Here is a 15691-nt window from a genome sequence, read left to right as displayed (position 1 = left end):
TCCCGGTGAACAGAGCTGTGCAAGCCGAGATCCCCGTGCTGGCATGCGCTCGTCATTCCACTCCTGGTGTGCCCGCGTCGCGGGTCCAGGACGACCGGAAGGAAGAGCCCATGCTCAGCACGCTCAGTGCTGGTGCCGCAGCGGCAGCCTTGCTCCTCGGATCGGCATCCCCCACCACGCCAGCGCGGTTCGGCGACGAACCGCCGACCGGACAGATCACCATCACCGTGGCCACGGTCAACGGATCGGGGTGCAGACCCGGCAGCGCCGCCGTGGCCGTCGCCCCTGACAACACCGCCTTCACCGTCACCTACAGCGAGTACCTCGCCCAGGTCGGCGGCGGCAGCAAGCCCACCGACGCCCGCAAGAACTGCCAGATCGCGCTCAGCGTGCACGTCCCACAGGGCTTCACGTACGCCGTCGCGCGGGCCGACTACCGCGGTTACGCCTCGCTGGCCCCTGGCGCCAAGGGTCTGGAACAGGCGAACTACTACTTCCAGGGGCAGTCGGAGACGGCCCGCAAGAGCCATCCCTTCACCGGCCCCTACGACAACAACTGGCAGACCTCGGACGAGACCGACGTCGACCAGCTGGTCTACGCGCCCTGCGGCGAGGAGCGCTACTTCAACATCAACACCGAACTGCGGTTGGACGGTTCGTCGGCGGATCCCAAGTCCACCAGCTACATGGCCATGGACTCCACGGACGGCAGCATCAACACCCTGTACCACTTCGCCTGGAAGCAGTGCCCCGCGCGGAGGTAGGCGACGTCGAGCACGGCCGGGGCCCGCGCGTCGGTGCGTGCGGGCCCCGTTGCCGTCCCGGACCGCCGGGCGGCCCCGGTGGGCCGGACGGGTCAGATCGGCGGTTCGGAGTCGTCGGAGTGGAGTGCGCACAGCCATGCGGCGCTCTCGGCGGCGCCGGGCGGGGCGGCGTCACCGGGCTCATCGGCGGGCGCGGGGAAGAGGCGGCCCCAGGCACGGACCCGGCCGAGCGTGCCGAGCCGCCAGGCCGGGCGCATCGCACGGCGCAGTTCGGCCGCCGCGAGGCCGCCGCCCGTCCACGGCTCCAGATAGGCGTCCCGGAGGCGCGGCAGGACGTCCGGTCCGTAGCGTTCGCGGGCGGCCAGGGCCGGGACCAGGAAGCTGCAGAACGGGTGGGAGAGCGCGGCGTCGCCCCAGTCGAAGAAGGTGAACCGACCCGGCTGCGGGGCGAAGAGCTGGCCGTCGTGCAGGTCGGCGTGGTCGAGGGTGTCCGCGATGCCCAGGTCGGCGAGGTCCGCGCACCACCTGGCCAGGCGCGGCCGCAGGGCACGCAGCCGGGCCCGGTCGTCCGGTGACAGTGCGGGGTTCTCCGCCACCAGCCGGTCGAAGAGGTCCGGCAGCCGCGCGGTGGGCGCGCCGGGCACGCCGAGGCGTGCGAGGTCCGGGACGTGCGGCAGAAGCGTGCGCTGCAGGGCGGCGTACTGGGCGAGCGGCTGCTCCCAGGCGCGCGGGTCGGTGGGAGCGCGGTCGAGCACGTCCCGGAACAGTTCCCCGCCGTCCGGCAGCAGCAGCCAGGCACGGGCGGCGTCGGCGGCGAGCGGAGCCAGCACGTGGCCGGGCGCCCAGCGGGCCAGGGCCGCGGTCAGCCCCGCCTCGAAGGCGCTCCCCGGCGGGTTGGCCTTGAACCAGACGGCGCCGCGTTCCGCGACGGGCAGCCGTACCAGGACCGACCAGGGTCGCAGCCGTACGCGCGCCGGCCCGCACACCCGCAGGCCGTGTGCGGCCAGCTCGGTGCGGGCCCAGCCCAGGGCGGCGTCCCGCCAGTCCGGGTCTTCCCAGGGCGTGACCGCCGTCGGGTACCGGCCCCGGTCCACCGCCCTCGACGCGTCGTCTCGCATCTGCTCATCCCAGCACGCGGCCCCGCCGGTCACCAGCGGTTTTCGGGGCCGCCGCGCGGGTCACGCCGACGACGCGGGTGCGGGCGCCGCGGGTGCGGGCGCCGCGGGTGCGGGCGCCGCGGGTGCGGGCGCCGCCGTGGCGGCCAGTCGGCGTTCGGCGAGTTCGCTCAGGAGCGCCGCCTGTTGGTGGAGCACCCGGTCGTCGAAGACGGCCAGCGGCGAGTGGTTCATCGGGGCGTGCTGCCAGTCGCTCCCTTCGGGTGCCGCGCCCACCAGCAGCATCGCGCCGGGGACGCGCTGCAGGACGTGCGCGAAGTCCTCGGAGCCGTTGGTGGGTTGGGGGGATTCCCAGACCTGCTGCGGCGGGAACAGTTCGCGCGCGGCGGTCAGGGCGAAGGCGGTCTCGTCCGGGTCGTTGACGGTGACCGGGTAGTGCCGTGCGTAGTCCGCCTCCGCTTCGAGGCCGTGTGCGGCGGCGATCGAGCGCACCAGCCGGGGCAGTCCCTCGGCGAGGCGTTCCCCGGCCGCCTCGGAGTAGCTGCGCACGGTGGCCCGGAACTCGGCGGTCTCGGGGATGACGTTGGCCTGGGTGCCGGCGTGGAAGGTGCCGACGGTGACGACGACCGGGTCGAAGATGTCGAAGGTGCGGGTCACCCAGCTCTGCAACGCGGTGACCATCTCGCAGGCGACCGGGACGGGGTCCTTGGCCAGGGCCGGCGTCGAGCCGTGGCCGCCCCGGCCCCGCACCGTTACCGTCAGCAGGTCGGAGGCGGAGGTGATGGTGCCGGAGCGGGTGATGACCACGCCGCCGGGCACCTGGTTGGCCGCGACGTGCAGCGCGTAGGCCGCGTCGAGCGGTTTGCCCGCCGCGTCCAGGACACCCTCCTCGATCATCGCGCCGGCGCCGTTGTGGCCCTCCTCCCCGGGTTGGAACATGAACACCACGTCGCCGTGCAGGTGTTCCCGGCGTTCGGCCAACAGCCGGGCCGCGCCGACCAGTCCGGCGGTGTGCAGGTCGTGTCCGCAGGCGTGCATCCGGCCGGGGACCTCGGAGGCGTAGGCCACTCCGCTCTGCTCTGCGACCGGCAGGGCGTCCATGTCGCCCCGGAGCAGCACCGCGCCGCCGGGTCGGCCGCCCCGCAGGACGGCGGTCACCGACGTGAGTCCCGTGCCGAGGGTGATCTCCAACGGCAGTCCGTCGAGAGCGGCGAGCACCTTCTCCTGCGTGCGCGGCAGAGCCAGGCCCAACTCCGGTTCCCGGTGCAGCGACCGGCGCAGCCGCGCCAGTTCGGGTTGCAGTTCCTTGGCGCGTTCCAGTGCCGACATGCCGAATCCCACTCCTGTTGGTCGGGGGTTGCCTGGTACGGTCCGCCCGTACCCGGGTCCAGGTTGAAGGTTGAGCCGACCAGCGGCCCGGATCCGCCGGAAAAACCTGAGGAGACGGTTGTGGTGCAGGATTCCGGGCCGTCGCCCCGGTCCCTGGATCATGTGGACCAGGCCCTGGTGCACGCCCTGCAGATCGCACCGCGGGCCAGTTGGACCCGGATCGGTGCGGTCCTGGGACTGGACGCGGTGACGGTGGCCCGGCGCTGGCACCGGCTGACCGAGGCCGGCGCCGCCTGGATCGGTGCGCATCCCGCGCCGGTGCTGGCCGCGTCGGGCCAGGGGTGCCTGGCCTTCGTCGAGATCGACTGCGCGCCGGGGCTGTTGCACGACGTCGCCCGGGCGCTGACGGCCGCACCGCACGTCGCGGCGCTCTCCCACGTCACGGGGGACCACGACCTGCAACTGAACGTCATGGCCCGCGATCCGGCCGCGCTGTCCCGCTGGGTGCGGCAGGACCTCGCCGCGCTGGACGGCGTCCTGGGCGTCCGCACGCACCTGGCCGGCCCGGTCCACACCGAGGGCAGTCGGTGGCGGCTGCGGGCCCTGGACCGGGGTCAGGTCGCCCAGCTCGCCGCGGCCGCTCCGCGCCGGCGGCCGGACACCCCCGCGTTCCCCCTCGACGACCTGGACCTACGGCTGGTCACCGCGCTGTCGGTGGACGGTCGGGCCACCTACCGGGCGCTGGCCGACCAGTGCGGCGTCGGTCCCGACACCGTGCGGCGTCGCGTCGGCCGGCTCTTCGCCGCGGACATGCTGCACGCGCGGTGCGAGGTCGCGCGCCCGCTGTCGGAGTGGCCGGTCACGGTGAGCCTGTGGGGCCACGTGCCGGCGGACCGGCTGCGGGAGGTGACCCGGCGGGTCACCGGGATGCGCGAGGTGCGCCTGTGCGCCAGCGTCATCAGCCGCCACAACCTGCACCTGGTCGCCTGGGTCCGTTCCCTCGACGACGCCCAGGGCTTCGAGGTGCGCCTCGCCGAACGGGCCCCGGACCTGACGGTCGCCGAACGCGCGGTCGCCCTGTGGCCCATGAAGCACGGCGGCCACCTCCTGGACGAGGAGGGCTATCGGGTGGGGGCGACGCCGCTCGCGCTCTGGCCCGGGTCCGGCGCCCGGCCGCGCCGCCCGTAGGGGGGTCAGACTCGGATCACCTTGGGGCCCAGCAGTTGGTAGCGGTGGGCTTCGGCGGCCGGGAGGCCGGTGCCCGTGACGATGGTGTCCAGGTCGCCCACGTCGCCGAACCGGCAGAAGCTCGCGGGGCCGAACTTGGTGTGCACGCCGGCGAAGACCCGGCGGCGGGCGGCCCGGATCGCCTGCGCCTTGACCTGGCCGACCGCGGGGTCGGGCGTGGTCAGGCCGTGGGTCCGCGAGATGCCGTTGGCGCCGAGGTAGGCCAGGTCGACGACGAAGTCGGAGAGCATGCGCACGGCCCAGTGGTCGACGGTTGCCATCGCGCCCTGCCGGACCCGGCCGCCCAGGAGCAGCACGTCGGTCTGCGCGCTCGTCGCCACGGCGCTGACCACCGCGAGTGATGCGGTGACGATCGTCAACGGCCGGTCCCGCGGCAGGGCTTCGGCGATGAGCTGCGGGGTGAAGCCCTCGTCGATGAAGACGGTTTCGGCGTCGCTGAGGAGTCCGGCCGCCGCGGCGGCGATCCGGGACTTCTCCGGGGCCCGGTGCGTCGAGCGGAAGGCGAGGGTGGTTTCGAGGCCCGCCCCCGCCACGGGGTACACGCCGCCGTGCCGGCGCCGGACCAACCCGTGGTCCTCCAGGACGTTCAAGTCCCGGCGGACCGTCTCCCGGCTGACGGCGAACTCCTCGGCGAGCCGGACGACGTCGACCGACCCGGTGCTCCGGACGAGTTCCAGCATGCCCCTGCGGCGGTCCTCAGCGTCCACGGTGTTCCTCCTGCGCTACCGGTCCGACTCCGTGCCGTCCGGCCGAGTGGGGGTGATTCAAACAAGCCTGGGCCATGGCGACCAGGCCTCTGCGTCCGGGGCGGTGGTGCGACGGCCCCGGGCGGGCGCCGGGGTGCGGTGCCGTCCGGGCCGCCCGTGGTGAAAACGGTCACCAGGTACACAGCCCGCGCAGGGGCGTCGGGGGCACCTCCTGGGTTCCGTTTGACCACGTCGCTACGCACGTATGGACGACGCGTCCGTGTGCGGTCTTCCGCCCGTAACAAAGCTCGTGACGGCGAAGGGGAAAACGTGTGAACCGTGGTGTACGAGGTGCGGAAGAATGCGCCTCGACCCGAACTCGCGGCAGCAGAAGAGGGGTTACCGGGAGTATTCCGCCGGCCGTTCCGGTCGCGGTGCGACGGCGGCCGGATCGCATCGCCGGAGCGCCCCGCGCGGGCCACGAAAACGGTCAGCAGAAACGATGCGACGGGCGGCCGAGCGGAACCGGTCGCGGCGTGGCCGAGAGTGGGTGCAGAAATATTGCGGGCGCGTAACACGGGAATGGATAAAGGCGAGCAGGGCAACGAAGCGCCCGTGCCGCCGGGCGCCGCCTCGCGGGAGGCGGACGCCGGGCGGCACGGGCGGGGTGGGGCGGGCGGGCGCACGGCGGCCGGGAGGTGCGGACGGCGGCCGGTAGGCGTCACTTGATGAAGTCGTCCACGACCTTCGGGGGCCAGGCGCCGACGTTGAGGATGCCCATGGAGTAGGCGCGGGAGACCAGCGCGGCGCGGTTGGGCACCCGCAGCTTCCGCAGCAACCCGGTGACGTGGTACTCCACGCCCTGGCGGCTGAGGTAGAGGCGCGAGGCGAGCGGGATGGTGGACAGCCCGGCCGCGATGCCTTCGAGGATGCGCGCGTCGATCTCGGTCAGGAACTTCTTCTGCGGGGTCATGACGTCGGCCTCCGCGGTGCCGGTGCCGCCGGACGAGTCCATGAGCACCAGGATCGCGGCGACGTCCGGGGTTTCGCCGGTGACCGCCGAGGCCGTGAGGGTGCCGGCGAAGGCCGAGTCCCGGGCGCCCACGGCGACCACGTGCGAGGCGAAGCGGTGGCGCTTGCCCTCGATGAGCCGGGAGAACTGGCGCATCAGCGGTTGCTGCACGCTCGGGTGCATCAGGTCGCGGAAGCTGCGCCCGCAGACGTCACCGGCGGAGTCGCCGAAACTGCGGCGGAACTCCTGGTTGGCGTGCTTGATGGTGAGGTCGCGGTCGAGGGAGGCCATCAGCCCGGGGCTCCCGGGCTCGCCCGCCGGGGCGGTCTGCGCGGATATCACCCCGCCGGTCGTACGGTCATGCGAGTCGGTGAGGTGAGTGATAGTCACGAGACCGCCATCCTTTCGGATAACCCCCGAATTTTAAGAACCCACAGAAACGGAATCAGGAATTCGATCAGAGTTCGACGCGATTCGCGTCGGCGAGTTTCGATTTCCTTGAAACGGAGCGTAGTTAGCCGCTGCTCGACGCGTCAACGCACGACATCTGCCCACCTCTAAATCCGTGGTCCGTACTTGCCGAGGTTCGGTCCGCAAGGGCGGAGCCGCGGTGACCAAAGGTGACACATCGGACACGGCGGTCGTGAGGAACGTGACTACCCCCGCTTCCGCTTGAGGTTTCCTTGAGGTTCTTGTCATGACCGTACGGGCGTGCGCAGGACGGCCAGGGACGCCCCGGGCGGGCGGGGGCGCGTGAGGCGCGGGGCGGGGCGCACGACGACGACCGGCGCGGCCGGCCGCGGGGTCACCGGTCCGGGAGCGCGTTCACCAACTCGCGGCGGCCGGAGACGCCGAGCTTCCGGTAGACGCTGGTGAGGTGCTTCTCCACGGCCCGGGAACTCACGCCGAGTTCGGCGGCGATGTTCTGGTTGGTCAGGCCCCGGCCCACGAGGGACACCACGCGCCGTTCGCTGGGGGTGAGGGTGGCGACCGGCGGCACGGTGGCGGTGCCGAGGCCCTGCCCGGCCCGTTCGGCGAGCCACGGCACGCCACAGGCCGCGGCGATCCCGGCGGCCTCCCGTAGTACGGCCTCCGCCTCCGGACCGCCGTGCAGTCGACGGCCCAGCACGATGAGCGTCCGGGCCAGTTCCACCGTGTGGGCCGAGGCACGCAGGATGTCGACGGCCTCGCGCAGCAGGTCCAGCCCGTCGTCCTGCAGCAGCCAGCCCTTCAGGCGCAGGGCGCGGCCCAGGTTCGTCGGTGCTCCCCAGTCCCGGGCCCACGCCAGTTCGTCCTCGGCGAGCCGGAGCGCCGCCGCGGTCTCGCCGAGCCGCTGGTGCAGGCCGATCGCGTACGGGCGCCACGGCAGCAGCGCGGAGTTGCGCCAGCCCGCCGTTTCCAGCCGCCGCCCGCAGGCCAACAGCGCGTCCAGGGCCTCCCGGGAGCGGCCGCGTTGGGTGTCGATGCCGGCCTGGAGGATCTGCCCGGTGGCGGTGCGGGCGAGCCCGGCCCGGCGACGGTCGCGGGTGCGGGCCAGCAGGCGTTCGCTCAGGGTCTGGTCCCGCAGTTCGTAGACGACCGACGCGAGCATCAGCACGGCCGGTTCCAGCCATCCGTCGGGGCCCATGGTCAGCGCGCTCTCGACGTGTTCCCTGGCCGCGGCCGGGCGGCCCTGCGCCATGAGGACGAAGGCCCGTTCGGCGGCCAGCAGCACGTCGTCCGCGCCGGTCGCGTACAGGCGGCGGGTGCGCTGTTCGCTGGCCAGCCAGGAGGCGACGCCGTGCACGGACTCGGCGACGAACAGCGAGATCAGCACGAGCGGCAGGGTGCTGTGGGCGTGGGCGGCGACGGCCGGTTCGCGTTCGAGGATGCGGTTGCCGGTCCGGGCGATCTCCCGGGCGCTGAGCCGGCCGCTCAGGGCACCCGCGCACAGCAGCACGGAGACCAGTTCGCGTTCGGCGACGCTGTCCACCGCGGGGCGCGGTCCCATCCGTCGCAGCCGTTCGACCGAGGACGTCAGCTCGACGGGGTTCTCGTGGCCGGAGTGCCGCAGCCACGCCTCCAGGCGCAGCCCGAGTTCGCCGGCGCCGGCCTCCTCCTCGTCCGGTCGGGCGGGGTCGTCGAGCGTGCGGACCGCCTGCCGCACCAGTTCCACGGCGGACGGGCTGGGCACGGCGAGCAGACTGGGCGGGACGCGCAGTACGGCGGCGGCCCGGTCGCGCGGGGTGGGCAGCAGGGCGACGGCCTGGCCGACGTGGCGCACACAGGCGTCGGGGTCGATGGCGCGTTCGGCGGTGGCCAGGTCGATCAGGAGCCGGGCCCGGCTGTCGTCCTGGGTGCGATGGTGCAGCAGGGCGCGGCGCAGGTACCGGGCGGCGTCGCCGGGCCGCCCGGCGCGCGACGCGTTGCACGCCGCGGCCCGCAGGACGTTCTCCGACCAGGGCCGGCCCGGGTGGACGACGGCCAGCAGATGCCCGGCGACCTGTTCGGCGGGCCGCCCGCAGCGGTACAGCAGGTCCGCGGCGGCGTCGTGGGCGCGTTCGCGTTCGCCGAGGGTGAGGAGGGAGTCCGCGGCGTCCCGGACCACCCCGTGGACGAAGCGGACGTCCCGTCCGCGGGCGAGCAGGCCGGCGTCGACGAGGGCGCGCCGGATCCCGGCGAAGCCCACCTCGTCGACGCCGGCGAGTTGGGCCAGCAGCGCCGGGTCGCTGTGGTCGCCCAGGGCGGCGAGGGCCACGGCGACGTCACGCACCGACTGGGGCTGGATCCGCAGGTGCCCCGCGATCCGGTCACGCAGCACGGTGGGGCTCAACTCCCCCACAGCGAGGGATGGTTCAGTGTGGTCCGGCGGGCCGGTCCGGTCCAAGGCGCGCCGGAAGGCGGTGACGAACAGCGGATTGCCGCCGGACGCGTCGTGCAGGGCCCGCACCAGCGCCTCCGGCGGCGGCTGTCTGTGCGCTTCGGTGAGCAGGGTGCGGACGGCGTCCCGGGACAGTGGCGCCGGGCGGAGGACGTCGCGGGCGGCACCGACGACCTCGCGCACCAGGGGATGGCGGGCCCGGTGGTCGCCGTCGGCGAGCGTGCACACCAGGAGCGCGCGCAGCCCGTGCAACCGCCGGGTGAGGTGCGCCACCCAGCGCAGCGAGGGGCCGTCGGCCCACTGGAGGTCGTCGATCAGGATCAGCAACCGCCGGTGCGCGCCGGCGTCGGCCAGCAATGACTGGGCGCCGTGCAGGACGACGTCGGAGACCTCGCGCTCGGGGCCCGGTCCGCTGTGGCGGTCGTCGGCGTCCATCGGGTCGCCGAACTGCTCGGCGCCGGTGGCGCGCCGGGCGGGTCCGGCGCCGTTCAGCAGGTGGTCGAAGAGCTGGCGGGCGATGCCGAACGGGAAGTCGCGTTCCCGCCAGGCGGCGCAGGCCCGCAGCACCCGGGCGTCGTCGCCGGCGAGCTCCGGCACTCGGCGCAGCAGCGTCGAACGTCCGCTGCCGAGCGGGCCGGTGACGAGGAGGAGTGAGGAGTCACCCGCCGCCGCGGCGTCGAGGGCGGTCCGGATCCGGGCCAGTTCGTCCTCCCGCTCAACAAGCATCCGCGATCGGCCCTTCCACCGCTTCCAGGAGCCGGTACAGCTCCTTGCGGCCGCCGATCTGCAGCTTGCGGTAGGCGTTGCTCAGCCGGAGCTCCACGGTGCGCCGGCTGACGGCGAGTTGTTCGGCGATCTGCCGGTTGCCGTGGCCGCGGGCGGCGAGCAGCACGGTGCGCCGCTCCGCCTCGGTCAGGGCGCGCCAGCCGGGTGGGACGAGGGCGGTGCGCGGCACGGCGCCGACCTGATGGGGCACCGCGGCGACGGACAGGGTGCGGGCGGTCGTGGCGAGGCGGCTGGTGGGGAGGGCGGCGACCGTCCGGGAGACCTCTTCCACGCAGCGTGCCGCCGCGGCCGCGTCCCCCAGGGCGGCCTCGGCACCGGCCTGGTACAGCCGGCTCCACAGGTAGGCGAGGCGGGCCGGCGAGTTCCGCAGCAGTTCGGTGGCCTCGCGGGAGCGGCGGACGGCCTGGTCCCGGTCGTCGGCGAAGAGGGCGCGCGTCCACAGACGGGCGGCCCCGCGGGCGCTCGCGGTGCCCCACCGGTCGGCGAGGGCGAGTTCCTCGTCGCGCAGGCGTCGCGCCTCCGCCGGGTCGCCGGTCTCCACGGACGCCTCCGCGGCCAACGGGCGCCAGCTCAGCAGGGCCGGGTTGACCCACTGTCGGCGCAACAGCCGACGGCCCGACTCCAGGGACAACCGCAGCGCTTCCGCCCAATCGCCGTCGGCCGCGGCCAGCCGGGCGCGGGCGAACAGCAACGAGGGCCACCACACGCCCTCTTCGCCGCCGGCGGGCACCGGGGCGGTGGCGAGTTGCCTGGCCCGGTCCGGGCGGCCGGCCTCCACGCTGAGGAGGATGCGGGTGGCGATCAGGTTGGGCAGGGCCCGCGGGTGCCAACTCGTCGGTGGCAGCGCGCGTTCGGCGCCGTCCAGGTCCCGTTCGGCGGCGTCCAGCCGCGCCGCGCACAGGTGCAGGCGGGCCCGCAGGTTGAGGACGCGGGCGGCCAGACTGCGCAGGTGGGCGCGGCGGGCGGTGACGAGCATCTCGTCGAGGCCGTGCACCGCCTCGTCGTGGTCGTCGGTGGCGAACAGCGCGGCGCAGGCCGCCAGTCGCGGCATCATCAGGCTCTCGCCCGGGTCACCGGTCAGGGCGATCCGGGCCAGTTTCCTGGCCTTGTCGGCGTCCTCGCCCTCGGTGGCGAGTTGCCAGGCGCGGGCGCCGGCCTGGGCCGGTGGTGCCGGGCGGTCGGGCAGCGGGGGCACCACGGGGATCATCGGCGCGTCGTCGTCCCGGACCGCGGCCAGCCAGAAGAGTGCGACGAGCTCTTCCCGGTCGGCCGGTCCGGCGTCCGGGAGGGCCTCGCCCGCCGTGCTGCGCGCCCATTCGCTGTTCCCCCGGGCCAAGCCCAGATCGATGGCGCGCACGCCCAACCCGGCTCCGGCCGAAGGGACTTCGCCGGTGGGCGGTGCGTTGCGGACCAGTTCCCTCAGACGTCGGTCGCCGGCGTCGGGCCGGGCGACCGCTTCGGCGGCGGCCAGCTCCAGGGTCAGCCGGCTGCGTTCGTCGGGGTCGAGGGGTTCTTGCAGGGCCCGGGAGAGACAGGCACAGGCACGCTGGTGGTCCTCCCTGCGCAGGGCCGCGACGAAACCGCGGCGCAGCAGCGGCACGACCCAGGGTGCGCCGAGCGGTGGCGAGCGCAGCAGGAGGTGGGCGACGTCCTCGTCGTTGACGCCGGCGCCGTGGGCGAGCGCGGCCGCGCGGCCGTAGAGGTCGGCGCGCTCCGCCGCCGGCATGTCCTCGATGACGCGGGCCTTGGAGGCGGGGAAGCGGATGTGGACCTTGTCGCCGACGGACACCGTCAGGCCGACGTTCGACAGCAGGGTGCGGATCCGGTCCTGCGACAGGGAGCGGGCGCCGGCGAGGGCGTGGACCCGGGTGAAGTCGAGCAGGTCGCCGCAGACGGCCAGGGCCCGCAGCACGGAGTTCACCTCGGACGGCAGACCGTCCAGGGCGCGCACCGTGTGGTCGCCGACGACGCCCGCGGTGAGGGCGTGGAGTTGGGGGAGGTGGGCGGCGTCGGGCTGGTGGCCGAGTGCGGTGAACTGGCGCAGCACGTCCCGCAGGACGGCCGGGTTGCCGGCGGTGGCGGAGGTGAGCGCGGCGACGAACTCCTCGTCGCCGGGGGTGCCGCAGTAGGCGCGGACGGTGGCGGCGACCCCGCGGTCGGTGAGCGGGGGCACGACGACGTGCCGGGCCGGCACGTCGTCCCGGTGTGCCGGGCCGGCGGCGTCGTCCGCGGCGTCGAAGGCCCCGGTGCCTCCGCAGCTGCTGGCGAGGGCGGCGAGCGGCAGGTGCGGGCCGAAGTGGCGCAGCAGGGTCTGCAGCCAGGTGTGGGAGGCCGGGTCCAGCCATTGGACGTCCTCGACCACGAGGAGCGTGGGTGCGGTGCCGGCGCACCTCAGCACGTCCGCGATCCCGGGCAGTGGCGGCGGGCCGGCGTGGCCGATCAGGGCGTCCAGGGTGCGGCCGTCGTTGCCGTCGAGGGGGGCCAGCAGTTGGAGGACGGCGCCGTGTCTGAGGTCGCGTTCGGTGGGTGTCGCCTGGGCCCGCAGCACGCGCAGTCCGTGGTGTCTGGCACGACAGGCACCCCAGCGGACCAGCGCGTTCTGGGCGTGGCCCGGCCGTCCGGTCAAGGTGAGGATCGATCCGGCTCCCTGGCCGAGTCGGTGCAGGACGTCACCGATGAGGCGCTGTTCCCGGCCGCATTCCAGGAGCATGGCGGGGTCGCCGTGGGCGTCGGGTGCACACTGCGGCGTGCAGGTGGTCGGATGGTTCCGCGCCTTGCTCGGGTGCACCGCTACCTCTCGTCCTGTTCGTGTCAGTCGCGTCCGCGTGCCTGGGAGACCCACGCCGGTGGCTTGCGGCCGGAGGGGTTCCTGGTTGCCAGGACGGTGGACAGTTCGGTGCGTCCGCCGACCCCGAGCTTCCGGTAGACGCTGGTGAGGTGCGTCTCGATGGTCCGCACGGTCACGAAGAGGCTCTCCGCGATGGCCCGGTTGCTGGCGCCGGTCACCGCGAGGTCCGCGACGGTGCGTTCCATCCCGGTCAGCATGTCGAGCGGCGAGGTGGTCATCCGGCGCACCCGGCCGCCTGCGGCGACCAGCAGTTTCCTGGCGCTGTCGCCTAGCGTCAGGGCGCCGCAGCGCTGGGCCAGGCCGGCGGCGGCGCGCAGGTGTTCGCGGGCGGCGCGCGGGTCGTCGGCCTTGAGGTGGGCGTGTCCCAGGAAGAGTTCGGCGCGGGCCTCGGTGGCGCGGGCCGGCGAGTCACCGAGGAGGGCGACGGCTTCGGTGAGGTGCCCGATGCCGGTGCTGCCGGGGGCGGCCACGCCCCGGGCCATCCGGGCCAGTCCGAGACTGCTGTTCGTGCCCCACCGCTCGGCCAACTCTCCTCCGAACGCGGCCAGTTCGCGCGCCTTCCCGGGGCGTCCCAGCAGTGTCAGGAGCACCGCGCCCTCCGCCCACCACGGCAGGAACGCCGGGTTGCTGATGCGGGATTCCTCCAGGGACCGGCCGCAGGCGAGGAAGAGGTCGAGGGCGCCTTGGAGGTCGCCGCGGGCCCAGCGGGCGAAGGCGCGGGCCGCCAGGTACCAGTGGTACTCGATGGCGAACCGTTCCAGACGGCCGCGTTTGATGCCGTCCAGGACCTGCTCGGCGCGTTCGGGTTCCCCGCGGTCGACGAGGGCGGTGGCCAGGGCCACGCGGGGCAGCACGGCGGTGTCACCCCAGCGCTCCTCGCCGATGATCTCCATCGCGGTCTGGGCGTCGGCCAGCGCGTCCGGAAAGGCGCCCACCCCGTGGTGGAACAGGGCGCGCGTGGAGAGCCCCAGCACGTACGTCCACACGGCCGCGTTGGCCTGCCCGTACTGGAGCATGAGGTCGAGCGCGTACTGGGCGTCCGCGATCTCGTCGGCGAGGGTCAGCGCGAAGGAGGCGGACAGCAGCGACCAGGGCTCCAGCTCGACGCCCGGCACCCGGAGCGCGCGGCGGGCCTGGTCGACGGTCGCGCGGGCGTCGCGGCCGTCCATCGCGGTGAGCACGGTGGTCATGGCCAACATCTGGCGCTGCGCCGGGGTGTCGCCGGGCGGGACGGTGAGCCGGGCCGCCCGGTCGCGGACCGCGCCGATGGTGGCCTTCTCGTCGGCGCCGACGATGAGCAGGACGGATTCCACGAGGGTGCGCAACTCACGGTCGGCGGGGCCGGGTTCGGGTCCGAGGGTGGCGGACAGCTCGGTGAGCACCTCCTCCAGCACCCGCACGCCGGACGGGGATTCCTGCACGGCGAGGCAGGTGAAGCCGTATTGGACGGCGACCTGGGCGCGGGTGCGGACATCACCGGCGAGGGACAGGGCTTCCTGGAGGAGGCGGATCGCCTCGGGCGGGTTGCTCTCGGCGAGCGCGCGGGCCATCCGGATGCGTACGGCGACATCATCCGGCGTCATCTCCAGGACCCGGTACAGGCACCGCACGCCGGCTTCCGGGGCGCCGCGCCCCTCCGCCTGCGCGGCGGCGTCCCGCAGCACCCCGGCCATCCACGGTTGGTCGAGCACCGGCAGCAGCATGAGTTGGCCGGCCAGTTCCTCGGAGGGCCGGCCGGCGTCGCTGAGCAACAGTGCGGCGTTGGTGCGCAGTTCGGCGAGGTCGGTGGGGGCGACGTCGTCCAGGACGGCGGCGCGCACCACGTCGTGGACGAAGTCGATGCGGTCGCCGGCGACGATGCCGGCCCGGCGCAGCACGTGCAGGGCCTCCTCGACGGTGCCGGCCGGAACGCCGGCGAGCGCCGCCACCAGTTCGGTGCACTCCTCGCCGAGCACCGCGCTCGCGCGGGCGACGTCCCGCACCCACGGCGGCCGGCGTTCCAGCAGACTGCGCACCGAGCGGGCCAGGACGTGACTGCCGACCTCGGCGGCCCGGCGCTCCCCGTCGGCGTCCGGCGACACGCCTTCGGCACGGAGTTCGTCGAGGAGGCGGGCGAGCGTGAGCGGGTTGCCGCCGGACACGGCGGTAACCCGGGCGACGAAGGTCGGTGCGGCCGTGGTCCGGAAGACCCGGCGCGCCATCTCACCGACGTGGTCGCGGTCGAGCGGGCGCAGGCGCAACACGGTCGGGCACCGTTGGGAGGCGAGGTCGGCGAGCACCGCGGGCGCCAGCGGTTCGGCCTCGCTGCGCCGGGCCAGGACCACCAGCAGCGGCAGTTCCTCGGCGCGCCGCAGCAGGAAGTCGATCCAGGTCAGGGACCGTTCGTCGCACCAGTGGACGTCGTCGAGGACGAGCACGAGCGGCTGCTCGGCCATGAGGCGGGCGGCGAGCCAGTACAGGCCGTGCAGCACCGGGTAGGCGGCGGTGGCGGCGTCATGGCCCACGGGGTCGGCGGTGAGCGCGGGCAGTGCGCGGGCGGCCAGTCCGTCGAGCAGGGGCGAGCGGTGGGCGTCGCCGCGGCCCAGGCCGAGCCCGCCCAGGAGTTCGCGCACACCGCTGTAGCCGGCGCCGGCGTCGGTCTCGCGGCAGGTGCCGTGGAGGACGGTCATGCCCCGGCAGGCCGCGCCGGTGGTGAAGGCGCGCAGCAGGCTGGTCTTGCCCATGCCGGCCGGCCCATGGAGCATCACCAGGCCCGCCTGTCCGGCGCGGGCGGCTTCGGCGTGCCGGGCGAGGGCGCGCAGTTCGTCGTCCCGTCCCACCAGCGTGGTCAGTAACCCGGAAGAACCGGACTGGTTCCGCATCACGCGTTCCTCCAGATGGGGGGTGACAACTGAAGCCGATCGCGCCGCAGTGCTCCGGAACCGTGGCCGGCCGGCTGCGCGCAAGCCCGGACGGCCAGGGTTGACAGGTGCGGAAGGGATGGCGACACCCTCCGTACATGCCCCATCACAAGATCATATAGCGCAGCGTGAGGTGAACGGGC

General features: G+C 74.2%; 9 protein-coding genes. 2 read left to right on the top strand and 7 right to left on the bottom strand.

All coding sequences use genetic code 11. The features are described 5' to 3' along the window. The first annotated feature begins 110 nt into the window (after positions 1 to 110). Entirely contained in the window at positions 111 to 764 is a 654-nt protein-coding gene (locus ACLJT4_RS33095; protein ID WP_411128033.1) for a DUF4360 domain-containing protein, read from the top strand. Between the two features lie 92 nt (positions 765 to 856). Here ACLJT4_RS33095 and ACLJT4_RS33090 read toward each other — a convergent pair whose 3' ends face one another. Together ACLJT4_RS33090 and ACLJT4_RS33085 are read right to left on the bottom strand one after the other, a co-directional pair. Beyond that, on the bottom strand, positions 857 to 1882 hold the full coding sequence (locus ACLJT4_RS33090) for an aminoglycoside phosphotransferase family protein (RefSeq protein WP_411128031.1): 1026 nt from the start codon (positions 1880 to 1882) through the stop codon (positions 857 to 859). Between the two features lie 60 nt (positions 1883 to 1942). Next, positions 1943 to 3208: a M20 metallopeptidase family protein gene (locus ACLJT4_RS33085; RefSeq protein ID WP_411128029.1), complete on the bottom strand. Its 1266-nt coding sequence runs from the start codon at positions 3206 to 3208 to the stop codon at positions 1943 to 1945. Between the two features lie 120 nt (positions 3209 to 3328). On the opposite strand from ACLJT4_RS33085, the gene ACLJT4_RS33080 reads away from it, so the two are divergent. Further along, positions 3329 to 4396, top strand: coding sequence for an Lrp/AsnC family transcriptional regulator (locus ACLJT4_RS33080; protein ID WP_411128027.1), 1068 nt, complete (start codon positions 3329 to 3331; stop codon positions 4394 to 4396). A 5-nt stretch (positions 4397 to 4401) separates the two neighbouring features. Here the strand turns inward: ACLJT4_RS33080 and ACLJT4_RS33075 are convergent, their stop codons facing one another. The 5 genes from ACLJT4_RS33075 to ACLJT4_RS33055 form a co-directional block, all read right to left on the bottom strand. After that, positions 4402 to 5163: a DeoR/GlpR family DNA-binding transcription regulator gene (locus tag ACLJT4_RS33075; protein ID WP_411128025.1), complete on the bottom strand. Its 762-nt coding sequence runs from the start codon at positions 5161 to 5163 to the stop codon at positions 4402 to 4404. A 700-nt stretch (positions 5164 to 5863) separates the two neighbouring features. Next, on the bottom strand, positions 5864 to 6445 hold the full coding sequence (locus ACLJT4_RS33070) for a PAS domain-containing protein (protein WP_016577550.1): 582 nt from the start codon (positions 6443 to 6445) through the stop codon (positions 5864 to 5866). Between the two features lie 514 nt (positions 6446 to 6959). After that, positions 6960 to 9740, bottom strand: a complete 2781-nt coding sequence (locus tag ACLJT4_RS33065) for an ATP-binding protein (RefSeq protein ID WP_411128023.1) — start codon at positions 9738 to 9740, stop codon at positions 6960 to 6962. Then, a complete protein-coding gene (locus tag ACLJT4_RS33060) occupies positions 9730 to 12510 on the bottom strand; it encodes a LuxR C-terminal-related transcriptional regulator (RefSeq protein ID WP_411128021.1) in 2781 nt (926 codons plus the stop codon). The genes ACLJT4_RS33065 and ACLJT4_RS33060 overlap by 11 nt, the downstream gene beginning before the upstream one ends. A 101-nt stretch (positions 12511 to 12611) precedes the next feature. Then, positions 12612 to 15509 carry a helix-turn-helix transcriptional regulator gene (locus tag ACLJT4_RS33055; protein WP_411128019.1) on the bottom strand — a complete coding sequence of 966 codons (2898 nt, stop codon included), beginning with the start codon at positions 15507 to 15509 and terminating at the stop codon, positions 12612 to 12614. Positions 15510 to 15691: the final 182 nt, after the last annotated feature.

Origin of the sequence: Streptomyces sp. x-19 (genome assembly GCF_046549115.1) — a bacterium.
Classification (GTDB): Bacteria; Actinomycetota; Actinomycetes; order Streptomycetales; family Streptomycetaceae; genus Streptomyces; species Streptomyces albulus_C.
This window is presented reverse-complemented; position numbering and strand designations above follow the sequence as displayed.